This window comes from Hymenobacter metallicola, from assembly GCF_004745645.1.
GTDB classification, from domain to species: domain Bacteria; phylum Bacteroidota; class Bacteroidia; order Cytophagales; family Hymenobacteraceae; genus Hymenobacter; species Hymenobacter metallicola.
The window spans coordinates 2,415,373-2,427,217 of sequence record NZ_SRMB01000001.1; the positions used below are offsets into that span (position 1 = coordinate 2,415,373).

Below are 11,845 nucleotides of genomic sequence, written 5' to 3' on the forward strand. Positions count from 1 at the left end.
TAAGCGTGAACAAGAAAGCCAGTCCTGTGAGGGGCTGGCTTTCTTGCGTTATAACCATCTCAGAATTTCTGCAGAGCGCAACAAAAGCCGCCCAAATCTGGTGCGGCTTTTTTTGCGCCCTTACCTTACCTTTGACCTCACTTCTCATCCCACCGAATTCTCAATGTCCGATCCGCACGCTGACGCCCAACTAAGCAAACTCGAAATCCTCGACCGCAAAAATCAGGAGGCCCTGCTCGGCGGCGGCCAAGCCCGCATCGACGCCCAACACGCCAAAGGCAAGCTCACGGCCCGGGAACGGGTGGACCTCTTGCTGGACGAAGGCTCGTTCGAGGAAATTGGCAAGTTTGTAATGCACCGCTCCAAGGACTTCGGCCTGGACAAGGAGTATTACCTCGGTGACGGCGTAATTACGGGCTACGGCACGGTGAATGGCCGCTTGGTGTACGTCTTCTCCCAGGACTTCACGGTATTTGGCGGTTCGCTGAGCGAAACCCACGCCGAGAAAATCGTCAAGATTATGGACCTGGCCATGAAGAACGGCGCGCCCGTCATCGGCCTGAACGACTCGGGCGGGGCCCGGATTCAGGAAGGCGTGGTGAGCCTGGGCGGCTACGCCGACATCTTCTACAAGAATACCCTGGCCTCGGGCGTGGTGCCGCAGCTCTCGGCCATTATGGGGCCCTGCGCGGGCGGGGCGGTATACTCGCCGGCCATTACGGACTTTATCCTGATGGTGGAAAACACGAGCTACATGTTCGTGACCGGCCCCAACGTGGTGAAGACCGTGACCCACGAAAACGTGACCAGCGAAGAGCTGGGCGGCGCCAGCACCCACTCGGCCAAAAGCGGCGTGACTCACTTTAGCTGCGCCAACGAAGTAGCCTGCATTAATCAGCTCAAGGCCTTGCTGAGCTACATGCCCCAGAACTGCGAGGAAACGGCCCCGGCCCTGCCCTACGAGGCCCAGGGCGACGAATCCCGGCCGGCGCTGGATAATATCATTCCCGAAAACCCCAACCAGCCCTACGACATCCGGGAGGTAATCGAGGGCATCATTGACGCGGATTCCTTTCTGGAGGTGCACCAGAACTTTGCCGAGAATATCGTCGTGGGCTTTGCCCGCCTGGGTGGCCGCAGCATCGGTATTGTGGGCAATCAGCCCGCCGTGTTGGCTGGCGTGCTCGACATCAACGCTTCGACCAAAGCCGCCCGTTTCGTGCGATTCTGCGACTCGTTCAACATTCCGCTGCTGGTATTGGAAGACGTGCCCGGCTTTTTGCCCGGCACCGACCAGGAGTGGCGCGGCATCATTACCAACGGCGCCAAGCTGCTTTATGCTTTCTGCGAGGCTACCGTGCCGCGCATTACCGTCATTACCCGCAAAGCCTATGGTGGAGCCTACGACGTGATGAACTCCAAGCACATCGGCGCCGACATGAACTACGCCTGGCCCACGGCTGAAATTGCGGTAATGGGTGCCAAGGGAGCAGCCGAAATCATCTTCAAGCGGGAAATTGCCCAAGCGGCCGACCCGGAAGCCAAGCTCCAGGAAAAGGTCGACGAGTATCAGCAGAAGTTTGCTACCCCTTACCGGGCCGCTCACCGTGGCTTTGTTGATGAAGTCATTCTGCCTTCCCAGACTCGGCAGAAGTTAATCCGGGCCTTTAAGATGCTGGAGAACAAGGTAGATGTGCTACCCCGTAAGAAACATGGCAATATTCCCCTGTAGATTAAACCAATTTTAATCCTAATATCGTAACTGCCCTGCCTACTTCGCAATTGTGTATTATCTGCAAACGTGACCGGCAGGTGCTGTTTCATTTTTTCATCCGCGCTTTCGGCGTGGTTTCCTCTGACTGCTCATGCGTAAAGAAAGCTTTGATTTCCTACAGCGCTACCTCAATAACGCATCCCCGACTGGCTTTGAAAAAGAAGGTCAAAAGCTCTGGCTCGAATACCTCAAACCGTACATCGACGAGTATTTCGTGGATACCTACGGCACAGTGGTTGGCGTGGTCAATCCGGAAGCGAAGTACAAGGTGGTTATTGAGGCCCACGCCGACGAAATCAGCTACTTTGTAAACTACATTACCAAGGAAGGCTATATCTACCTGCGCCGCAACGGCGGTTCCGATGCTTTGGTAGCACCTTCCAAACGGGTCAATATCCACACCGACAAGGGCATTGTGAAAGCCATTTTTGGCTGGCCGGCCATCCATGTGCGCAAGGTGGAGCAAGATAAGGCGCCAACCATCGAGACGATTTACCTGGACTGCGGCGCTTCTTCCCAGAAGGAAGTCGAGGAAATGGGCATTCACGTAGGCTCGGTGGTCACCTTCGAAGACGAGTTCATGGTAATGAACGACAAGTTCTACGTGGGCCGGGCCCTCGACAACCGTGTGGGGGGCTTCATGATTGCCGAAGTGGCCCGCATGCTGAAGGAAAACAACAAAAAGCTGCCCTTTGGCCTCTACATCGTGAATGCGGTGCAGGAAGAAATCGGGCTGCGCGGGGCCGAAATGGTGGCCCACCGCATCAACCCCGATGTGGCCATCATCACCGACGTGACTCACGATACCCAGTCGCCGATGTATGAGAAAAAGACGGCCGGGGACCTGCACTGCGGTAAAGGCCCGGTTATTACGTATGGCCCCGCGGTGCAAAACAACCTGCGGGACTTGATCATCAAAAGCGCCCAGGAAGCGGATATTCCCTTCCAACGGGCTGCCGCCACCCGGGCTACCGGCACCGATACCGATGCCTTCGCCTACTCGGGCTCGGGCGTGGCAGCCGCGCTTATCTCGCTGCCCTTAAAGTACATGCATACTACCGTAGAAACAGTCCACGCCGAGGACGTAGACAACGTAACCAAGCTGATCTACGAAACCCTGCTGCGCATTGAGGACGGCCACGACTTCCGCTATTTCAGCTAAGCTCCGTTCTATTGCTAGTGTCATCCTGAGCGTGTGAGGAATTTCTGTTAGACCAGCTTTCTGACTAACGCAGAAGTTCTCACGGGCTCAGGATGATGCGTTTTCTCTGATTCCAACGCATGAAAATTTCCGGCTTCACCATTGTCAGGAATGCGGTTATCAACGACTACCCCGTTGTAGAGGCCATTCAGTCTATTCTGCCGGTGGTCGATGAAATGCTGGTCAGTATCGGAAACAGCGACGACGCTACCGAGGAGCTGATCCGGTCGATTGGCTCGCCCAAGCTGCGCATCGTGCATTCGGTATGGGACCCCACCCTGCGCAAGGGCGGAGAAGTGCTGGCCGTAGAAACGACCAAGGCTTTCCAACAGATTGCACCCGACGCCGATTGGGCCTTCTACATTCAGGCCGATGAAGTCGTACCCGAGCAGGACCACGCGGCCATTCGGGCGGCGGCCCAACGCCACCTGCACGACAAAACGGTGCAGGGTCTACTTTTCAAGTACCTGCATTTCTATGGCACTTTTGACTACGTTGGCGACTCGCGGCGCTGGTACGGGCACGAGGTGCGGATTATTCGCAACGACAAAGCCATTACCTCTTTCAAGGATGCCCAAGGTTTCCGCATGAACGGGGAGAAGTTACGGGTGAAGCCAGCTAATGCCTTTGTGTATCACTACGGCTGGGTGAAAAACCCGGCGCAGATGATGCAGAAAATGAAGCACATCAACCAGCTTTGGCACGGCGACCTGCCCCCCGAGCAACAGCCCTGGGCCACGGCCGAAGCATTTACCTTTGACGAGTACGACTCCCTGGAAAAATTTACGGGCCCTCACCCCCGCGTAATGCTGGGCCGCATTGCCCGCCTGAACTGGCAAGTAGCTATTGATGTAACCAAGAAGCGCTTTTCCCTAAAAAACCGGCTGCTGTACTGGATAGAAAAAGCTACCGGCAAACGGCTGTTTGAGTTCAAGAACTACAAGCTGATTTAATTTCTGCCGCCTGTGGACCTGCCCGTTATTCAGCCGCCCCTTACGTTTACCGACCAGATGCAGCGGCGCGTGACGGTGGCGTACCCGCCCCAGCGGATTATTTCGCTGGTACCCTCCCAAACAGAGCTGCTCTACGATTTGGGGCTAGCTCACCGCGTGGTCGGCGTCACTAAATTCTGCATTCACCCGGCCCAGGCCCGGCAGCAAGCTGCTATCATCGGGGGCACCAAGAACTTCGACTTTGCCAAAATTGATGCGCTGCGTCCCGACCTGATTATTGGTAATAAAGAGGAAAATTACCAAGTCGGCATTGAGCAGCTGGCGGAAAAGTACCCAGTGTGGCTAAGCGACATCAGCAACCTGGATGAGGCGGGGCGGATGATCCGGCAAGTGGGCGCCCTGACGGGCACCGCGCCTCGCGCTCAGGAACTGGCTGATACCATTCTTGCCTCCTTTGCCTCCTTGTTGCCCCAAAAGCCTACCTTATCGGCCGCTTACTTTATCTGGCGCAAACCCTACATGGTAGCGGCCAGCGGGACCTTTATCAATGATATGCTGACGCGGGCGGGCTTCCGCAACGTGTTTGCCGCCCGCAGCCGCTACCCCGAAATAACGGCTGAACAGCTGGCTACCGCTGCGCCCCAGCTCATCCTGCTGTCGTCGGAGCCCTACCCATTCGCCGAAAAGCACGTGGCCGAATTTCAGAAAATCTGTCCCTCGGCCACGGTGCGTATTGTTGATGGGGAGCTGTTCAGCTGGTACGGTAGCCGGCTGCAATACTCCGCTGAGTATTTGCAGCAACTAGCCCGCTAAGCCTGCTCCGTTATTTCGAAGCCAGCTTTTCGCAATTCCTTCCAGAACTGCGGGTAGGACTTCCGAACCACGGTCGGGGCCAGCACCGTCAGCGGGCCGCGCACCGCCAGCGGGGCAAAGGCCATGGCCATACGGTGGTCGTGGTAGGTTTCGACAGTCTGACCAGCAACCTGGAAGGCGGCAACCGGAACCCGGAACCGCCCAGCGCCTTCATCCACCAGGGCCCCACCAAACTTAGCCAGCTCAGTCTGCAAGGCCGCAATTCGGTCGGTTTCTTTGATACGCAGGCTTTCCAAACCCGTAAGAACTAGCGGCACGCCGAGGGCGGCTGCCACTACGGCTACCGTTTGGGCCAGGTCGGGGCAATCGGTAAAGTCCAGCTCTACCCCACTGCCCACTGGAACTTGGGTGAGCGTTACGCCCTGTTCGCTAAATTCGGTGGCTACCCCTAGCTGCGCCATAATGCGCACAATGGCTTGGTCGCCTTGCCAAGAGTGCTGGCGCAACCCCGGTAGCGTAATCGTAGAACCAGCCGGTGCCAGCGCCACCATGGCGTACCAGTAGCTAGCCGCCGACCAGTCGGACTCTATCGTGTAGTCGGCTGCGTGGTAGGCCTGGGGGCGCACTTCAATTACTTCGCCCAAGTCGCGGCACTGGCCCCCGAAATGCTGCATTAATGACTGCGTCATTCGAATGTAGGGCCGGGAGCCTATTTTACCGGTCAGGCGCAGCCGCAAACCGCCCGGCAACTGGGGGCCTACCATCATCAGGGCAGAAATATACTGGCTGCTGATGTCGCCACGCACACTTAACTCAGCGGGCTCTTGCTCGTTGAGTTCCGGCACCCACCCTTGCAGTTGCAGGGGTGGGTAGCCTTCCTGCTCGGTATAGTCGATACGCGCACCTAACTCCCGCAGGGCATCGACCAACACGCCAATGGGACGCTGCCGCATGCGGGCCGTACCAGTTAGCAGCACTTGCCGGCCCGTTACTGCCAGATACGCCGTCAGAAACCGCATCACGGTACCGGCATCTTCGGCATTGAGCTTAGGGGCAGTAGCGGGTTCGGCCAGCAGCCGCTGCATCAGCTCGGTATCGTTGGCGTCGGAAAGGTTGCGGAGTTGTCCGCCCCCGGCCAGAGCTTGAATAATGAGGGCCCGGTTGCTCTCACTTTTAGAGGCCGGCAGCTGGGCACTTCCCCCTAAGGGAGCTCCTTGCCAGCGCAGCAGTAAGGAAGAAGAAGTATCGATGGGTGAAAAGCGTTTAGTCAGAAAAAAAGTTGCGGCCGCAAATTAGCCTACTCTAACCGATGATAGTAGCGCAACGACTCCGCAATTTCCGCCACGGTCACCGGCTGGTCGTAGAGGGCTTTGCCAATACCATCCAGCAGCGTACAGTTAATCGTCGAGCCACTGTTCTTTTTGTCCTGCAGGGCCAGCTCGGCAATGGGCTCGGCTTCCAGGGTTACAAACTGCACTTTCTCGAACACGGAAAATAGAAATAGCTCGATGCTCTCCTGCTCCTGACTGCTGAGCAAACCGCGCTGGGCCGACAGCCACGCCTCGCAGAGCATGCCAGCAGCAACGGCTTCACCGTGCAGAATTTCACGGCCGGGCTGCGCCAGCAAATAGCTTTCCAAGGCGTGGCCCACGGTGTGGCCAAAGTTGAGCACCTTGCGCAGCCCCGATTCCAGCGGGTCGGCTTCCACAATCCGTTGCTTGGTGGCCACGGAGGCCTCGATGATAGAAGCCCAGTCTTCTACCAACACGCCGGCCTGACGCTGGGTAGCAAAAGCCCCTGCATCAGCAATCAGCCAGTGCTTGACAACTTCCGCGTAGCCCGACTTCAATTGGCGGCCGTCCAGCGTACGCAGAAATTGGGGGTCGATATATACCCCCGCCGGCTCCTGAAATACGCCGATTTGGTTTTTGAAGCCCTGAAAATCAATGCCGGTTTTGCCCCCCACGCTGGCATCAACTTGCGCCAGCAAGGTGGTTGGCACCTGAATAAACCGGATGCCCCGCTTGTAGGTAGCGGCACAAAACCCGCCCAAGTCGGTGATAACGCCCCCACCCAGGTTGACTACCACCGCAAACCGGTCCGCTGAATTGTCAGTGAGCTGATTCCACACGGTTTCGCAACTGGTAATGGTCTTGTACTCCTCGCCAGCGGGCAACTCGATAAGTGTGTGGGCCGGTAACTGAGGCTGCAGAATAGGGTAGCAATACCGGAACGTATTGGCATCTACCACTACAAATATTTGACTTACAGCCGGTTGCTGTAAGGCTTCCAGCAACTTAGGTAGAGCATCGGCTCCAATCACAACTTCATTGTTCAAATATTTCATTTTTAAACAAAATAAATTTCACCAGTGGCATGTTTTAAGGCAACAAAACCTTATTTTGGTGCAAAATTTAGGTTTAAGAGAATTACACGTTTGGGAAAGTAACAACTACTCTATTACTCTCATGAAAGCTTTTTATTCGCCCTGGCTCTACGTGTTTTGTGTAGCAGTCAGTGGTTCGGCATGTAGCCGTGACTCGATGCCCACCATGGAGGAGCAATTGGTTGGCCGCTGGGAATGGGTCCAGACTGCCAGCACTGCCAGCACCGGGGCTGCTACGCCAGCCAGTACCGGGCATACCGTAGTAGTGGAATTTGACCGGCGGGGCCGGGCCCGCTTTTATCAGGATGGAGCCATGATAGGCGCCGCTAAGTTCCGCTTGAAAGCTGTGGGTAACGGCTGGCGCAAAAGCAAGAACCTTATCATCTATCGAGGCTACAAAAGCCAGCAGTTCTACACCGTTTCGGGCAACAAGCTTATTCTGCAGGATACGGACAACAGTAAGGGAGGCAACGTCTACTACAAAGGCAAGCACTCCGAAAGAAACTATACCGGCTTAGCGGGCAAGAATTAAACAGGCTGGCAAGGGCAGGGGTTAATCAGGCCGCTGCAGAATTTCGGTTTGCTTCCGAATACTTTCCAAGTGTATAAGCTTGTAAAGCTCGGCGACGAACTTCTCATTGACACGCAGTTTGTTGCCCCATTGCAGGCGCGAAGTGAAGATTTCATTCCATCTGTCCAGCTGCAGAATCTTAACGTTGTTTTCGCGCTTATACTCGGCCAGCTCCTCTACCAAGGCCATGCGCCGGGCCAGGGCTTCGATAATTTCCCGGTCGGCCACGTCCATTTTCTGGCGCAGCTCCTCGGCTTTGTTCAGATAGTCCGCGTTGTCGCTCGAACGGTACCGGTATTTTAATTCTGCCAGAATTTCGCCCAGCCGCGGAGGCGTCACTTGCTGCTCGGCATCACTTAGGGCATGGTCCGGATCCGGGTGGGTTTCTATCATCAACCCGTCGTAGTCCAGGTCCAGGGCCTTTTGAGCAATGGGGAGCAGCAGGTCACGCCGGCCCCCAATATGGCTGGGGTCGCAGATAAGCGGCAAGTGGGGAAAACGCGTTTTAAGCTCGATAGCCAGTTGCCAGGTGGGAGCATTGCGGTAGCGCGAGGGCGCAAACGTGCTGAAGCCCCGATGGATGGCCGCTAGCTGGGTAATGCCGGCCCGCTCGAGCCGTTCCAAGGCCCCAGCCCACAGCGCGACATCCGGATTAACCGGATTTTTCACCATAACGGGAACATTAGTTCCGGCTAGGGCATCGGCCAGCTCCTGCACGGCAAATGGGTTCACCGTCGTGCGCGCCCCAATCCAGAGTACGTCCACACCGTAGGCCAGTGCGTCTTCCACGTGGCGGGGCGTGGCAACTTCCACCGTCACGGGCAAGCCCACCTCTTCTTTGACCCGGCGCAGCCAATGCAGCCCCCCCACTCCTACTCCCTCAAACGACCCGGGCCGGGTGCGCGGCTTCCAGATGCCCGCCCGAAACAAATCTATCTTGCCCAAGGCCTGCACTCCCCGGGCGGTGGCCAAAACTTGTTCTTCTGTTTCGGCGCTACAGGGCCCCGCAATCAGCATGGGGCTGCCTTTGGCGGCTAGGATGCGAGTGAAAAAGGTTTCGGTGGTAATTGCGCTTTCCATAGGTGGAGTGAAAAAGAACGGAGACGCTGATTGGCGCCGGCTTGCCTAACCAGAGGAAATACCCAAAAAATGACAAGGTACCACGGTAACTATGCCGGCCGGAACGATGTTTAACGGCTATCTTCGCCCTGCCAAAGAGGCCTCTCCTATTAGCCCGCCCAAAGCTAGCCACCCGCATGCCAGTAACCCAATCTCCGCCCATTTCCTTTACCGACACGGCCGTTGCCTTCGCCTCCAAATCAGATGGTGAGCTGCGCCGAATGTACGCCCTGTTCGCCGCCATGAACAACAATACCTTGGTTAAAACCGGGGGCGGCTTGATGAAAACTGCGCTGAAGTGGAATCTACCGGTCAAATTTCTGATCAAGAAAACCATCTTCGAGCAGTTCTGCGGCGGCGAGACTATCCGCGAGTGTCTGCCCGTGATTGAAGAGCTGGGTCGCTATAATATTGGCACCATCCTCGATTATTCGGTGGAAGGAGAAGGCAATGACCGGAGTTTCGACCAAACCCGCGACGAGATTCTGGCGACCATCGACTTGGCCCACCGCTCGACGCATATTCCTTTCTCGGTATTCAAAGTAACCGGCGTAGCCGACAGCACCCTGCTGGAGAAAGTGCAGAGCGGCCAAACGCTTTCTGCCGCTGAGCAAGCCAGCTACGACCGCGCCAAAGCCCGGGTAGACGCTATCTGCGCCCGCGCCCATCAGTATGGCGTTCGGGTGTTTGTGGATGCGGAAGAAAGCTGGTTCCAAACCACCATCGACGACTTGACCTACGAGATGATGGCGAAGTATAACCGCGAGTCGGCCATCGTTTGGAACACGTACCAGCTCTACCGCCACGACCGGCTTGAGGCGATTCAGCAGGCGTATGACGCGGCGGTGAAAGGCAACTACTACTTGGGTGGGAAACTCGTGCGGGGTGCTTATATGGAGAAGGAAGGCCGGGTGGCCGCTCAACGGGGCTACCAAAACCCGATTAATCCCACCAAGAATGCCACCGATCAGCTGTATGATGAGGCCTTACGGTACTGCGTCGCCCATGCCGATAGGATCAGCATCTGCGCTGGCACGCATAATGAGGCTAGTTCCTTGTTGCTTACCGAGCTGATGCAAGAAGCCGGCCTGCGCCCCAATGACCCGCGCATCTGGTTTGCCCAGCTCTACGGCATGAGCGACAACCTTACCTATAACCTGGCTAACGCCGGCTACAACACGGCTAAGTATGTGCCTTACGGCCCCGTAGAATCGGTAATGCCCTACCTGCTACGCCGGGCCGACGAAAATACGGCTATTGCTGGCCAGAGCAGCCGGGAGTTTTTACTTATTCAAAAGGAAATAGCCCGGCGTAAGGCCCGTAAATAGCCTGTAGACAAGGTTTTCCTTACTCGGCACAATTTTGGTTAGCGGCGGCCCGCAGCCCAGGAAATGATAATCCTGGGTTGTGGGCCTTTTTTCTTACTTTCATCACCCATTTCGCTCCCTACCCACATGATCGGCCGAGTACGTAGCCATTTAATCCGATTTGCCCGCCACCAAGTAGGCACTACCAGTTACCTCAATTTGGTTCAGGAAGCTGAATTAGGTTTTAATCTGGAAATCTCCCACGAGAAAGCTCGCCTAAACGAGTTACTGGCCGAAATTTCGGAAACTGAGCATCAAGCAGGCCGGCCTATTTTAAGCTGCTTGGTGAAAGTAGAAGGCTCCAAAGGACAAGGCGACAACTTTTACAAGCTCTGTGAGCGGCTTGGCCTAGGTGAATGGCGGACGCTGAAGCAGGATCCGGACTTTCTGAAAACAATGCGGCGCGAGTGCCGCGCCTTTTGGCTGAATACGGCTAACTACGAGCAATTCGCTTAGGCCGCTAGTTTGGCGGCTTTCTGCGGTGTCAATTAGAAAAAAAAGGCGGGGATACTTGGACTGGTAAAAGTTTTTTTGTAACCCCTTGGAGAAAGCTCACGTTAAGAACCCCGAAGCTGAAGCACATACTACTTCACGGTAGCTTCCTCTTCTGGCTTCCTTACCTATTCCCTTCCCCACTCAACTAACCTTTCCAATGAACACCAACGAATCGCTCAATCCGCAAAATACTGGTACTGGCGCTGGCGCCAATTATGGCACTTCTAACAACGCTACCGGCATGGGCAATAGCTCGAGCTCAAGCAATGAAAATACCAGCTACAACGCTGGCACAGGTGCCACTTCCTCGAACGTAGGCGGCGACGATTACAGCGCAACGGCTAAAGGTGCTGCCATTGCCGGCACTCCTGGTGCAGTAGTAGGCCGTGGTATTGATGCCGTACAAAACGGTGCTGATGAAGCAGCTCACGCTGTAACGGGCCAGCCTTATCAGAACACTTCCGGCCCGGGCATGCTGACCAGCTCGTTCCGTGACCGTGACAGCGCTGAGCGCGCCTATCAGTCGCTCTCGTCGCGTGGCTACGGCAAAGACGACGTGAACCTGTTGATGTCGGACGAAACCCGTAAAACGCACTTCGGTGACCACACGGCCCATACCGACCTTGGTGACAAAGCCATGGAAGGTGCTGGCGTAGGCTCGGCCATTGGTGGCACAGCCGGTGCTGTTATCGGCGCCATTGCTGCTATCGGTACGTCGGTTGCTCTGCCCGGTCTGGGCTTGGTAATTGCTGGTCCTATCGCCGCTGCTCTGGCTGGTGCCGGTGCCGGTGGTCTGACGGGTGGCCTGGTTGGTGCCCTGGTAGGCTCGGGCATCCCCGAAGAGCATGCCGCTGAATACGAAAATGACATCAAAAACGGCGGTATCGTAATGGGTGTAAAGCCCCGCAACGACGAAGACGCTAAATACTTCGAAGACGAGTTCCGTCGCAGCAACGCTGACCGGGTACGTCGCTACTAAGCACTAAGTAACCTCTAGTAGCTTAAATTGTAAAAAGGCCTTCTACCACTGGTAGAAGGCCTTTTTTATTTTGGCCTTGCGTCAACTTTCTACCTAGGTCAAGTCGTATACGAAGAAGACATCAGCGCACCAGTAACTCTATGCAACATGGTTGCTTGGCATTCGCTTAACCTTTGGAAGGTAGCCG

The 11,845-nt window shown here is 56.0% G+C and carries 11 protein-coding genes; 8 read left to right on the forward strand and 3 right to left on the reverse strand.

Features of this window, described 5'->3' with window-relative positions; translation table 11 throughout:
- Positions 1 to 163 precede the first annotated feature (163 nt).
- From E5K02_RS10445 to E5K02_RS10460, 4 genes are all read left to right on the forward strand, one after another.
- Positions 164 to 1,732 carry an acyl-CoA carboxylase subunit beta gene (locus E5K02_RS10445; protein ID WP_135394663.1) on the forward strand — a complete coding sequence of 523 codons (1,569 nt, stop codon included), beginning with the start codon at positions 164 to 166 and terminating at the stop codon, positions 1,730 to 1,732.
- 133 nt (positions 1,733 to 1,865) lie between these two features.
- Entirely contained in the window at positions 1,866 to 2,936 is a 1,071-nt protein-coding gene (locus E5K02_RS10450) for a M42 family metallopeptidase (protein ID WP_135394664.1), read from the forward strand.
- Between the two features lie 119 nt (positions 2,937 to 3,055).
- The gene (locus E5K02_RS10455) at positions 3,056 to 3,928 is read left to right on the forward strand and encodes a glycosyltransferase family protein (protein WP_135394665.1); all 873 of its coding nucleotides are present in this window, start codon (positions 3,056 to 3,058) and stop codon (positions 3,926 to 3,928) included.
- A gap of 12 nt (positions 3,929 to 3,940) precedes the next feature.
- Positions 3,941 to 4,741, forward strand: coding sequence for an ABC transporter substrate-binding protein (locus tag E5K02_RS10460; protein ID WP_317128906.1), 801 nt, complete (start codon positions 3,941 to 3,943; stop codon positions 4,739 to 4,741).
- Here E5K02_RS10460 and E5K02_RS10465 read toward each other — a convergent pair.
- On the reverse strand, positions 4,738 to 5,826 hold the full coding sequence (locus tag E5K02_RS10465) for a 3-phosphoshikimate 1-carboxyvinyltransferase (RefSeq protein WP_240737217.1): 1,089 nt from the start codon (positions 5,824 to 5,826) through the stop codon (positions 4,738 to 4,740). The two genes, E5K02_RS10460 and E5K02_RS10465, sit on opposite strands and share 4 nt — an antisense overlap.
- Before the next feature lie 212 nt (positions 5,827 to 6,038).
- Positions 6,039 to 7,088 (reverse strand): 3-dehydroquinate synthase, encoded by a 1,050-nt coding sequence (gene aroB / locus E5K02_RS10470; RefSeq protein WP_135394667.1) that lies wholly within the window; start codon positions 7,086 to 7,088, stop codon positions 6,039 to 6,041.
- A gap of 121 nt (positions 7,089 to 7,209) precedes the next feature.
- Here aroB and E5K02_RS10475 point away from each other — a divergent pair, with 121 nt between their 5' ends.
- The gene (locus E5K02_RS10475; protein ID WP_135394668.1) at positions 7,210 to 7,659 is read left to right on the forward strand and encodes a hypothetical protein; all 450 of its coding nucleotides are present in this window, start codon (positions 7,210 to 7,212) and stop codon (positions 7,657 to 7,659) included.
- Positions 7,660 to 7,680: 21 nt separating this feature from the next.
- On the opposite strand, the gene E5K02_RS10480 is transcribed toward E5K02_RS10475, so the two are convergent.
- Positions 7,681 to 8,778 carry a bifunctional 3-deoxy-7-phosphoheptulonate synthase/chorismate mutase type II gene (locus E5K02_RS10480; protein ID WP_135394669.1) on the reverse strand — a complete coding sequence of 366 codons (1,098 nt, stop codon included), beginning with the start codon at positions 8,776 to 8,778 and terminating at the stop codon, positions 7,681 to 7,683.
- 176 nt (positions 8,779 to 8,954) lie between these two features.
- On the opposite strand from E5K02_RS10480, the gene E5K02_RS10485 reads away from it, so the two are divergent.
- From E5K02_RS10485 to E5K02_RS26245, 3 genes are all read left to right on the forward strand, one after another.
- Positions 8,955 to 10,145 (forward strand): proline dehydrogenase family protein, encoded by a 1,191-nt coding sequence (locus tag E5K02_RS10485; RefSeq protein WP_135394670.1) that lies wholly within the window; start codon positions 8,955 to 8,957, stop codon positions 10,143 to 10,145.
- Positions 10,146 to 10,271: 126 nt separating this feature from the next.
- Positions 10,272 to 10,640, forward strand: a complete 369-nt coding sequence (locus E5K02_RS10490; protein ID WP_135394671.1) for a hypothetical protein — start codon at positions 10,272 to 10,274, stop codon at positions 10,638 to 10,640.
- 196 nt (positions 10,641 to 10,836) lie between these two features.
- Positions 10,837 to 11,658, forward strand: coding sequence for a hypothetical protein (locus E5K02_RS26245; protein ID WP_394346417.1), 822 nt, complete (start codon positions 10,837 to 10,839; stop codon positions 11,656 to 11,658).
- Positions 11,659 to 11,845: the final 187 nt, after the last annotated feature.

Bases quoted from the DNA above. Each gene is read 5' to 3' on its own strand.
- E5K02_RS10480 (WP_135394669.1), bottom strand. From the start codon at position 8,778: ATGGAAAGCGCAATTACCACCGAAACCTTTTTCACTCGCATCCTAGCC.
- E5K02_RS26245 (WP_394346417.1), top strand. From the start codon at position 10,837: ATGAACACCAACGAATCGCTCAATCCGCAAAATACTGGTACTGGCGCT.
- aroB (WP_135394667.1), bottom strand. From the start codon at position 7,088: ATGAAATATTTGAACAATGAAGTTGTGATTGGAGCCGATGCTCTACCT.
- E5K02_RS10445 (WP_135394663.1), top strand. From the start codon at position 164: ATGTCCGATCCGCACGCTGACGCCCAACTAAGCAAACTCGAAATCCTC.
- E5K02_RS10485 (WP_135394670.1), top strand. From the start codon at position 8,955: ATGCCAGTAACCCAATCTCCGCCCATTTCCTTTACCGACACGGCCGTT.
- E5K02_RS10465 (WP_240737217.1), bottom strand. From the start codon at position 5,826: ATGCAGCGGCTGCTGGCCGAACCCGCTACTGCCCCTAAGCTCAATGCC.
- E5K02_RS10475 (WP_135394668.1), top strand. From the start codon at position 7,210: ATGAAAGCTTTTTATTCGCCCTGGCTCTACGTGTTTTGTGTAGCAGTC.
- E5K02_RS10450 (WP_135394664.1), top strand. From the start codon at position 1,866: ATGCGTAAAGAAAGCTTTGATTTCCTACAGCGCTACCTCAATAACGCA.
- E5K02_RS10490 (WP_135394671.1), top strand. From the start codon at position 10,272: ATGATCGGCCGAGTACGTAGCCATTTAATCCGATTTGCCCGCCACCAA.
- E5K02_RS10455 (WP_135394665.1), top strand. From the start codon at position 3,056: ATGAAAATTTCCGGCTTCACCATTGTCAGGAATGCGGTTATCAACGAC.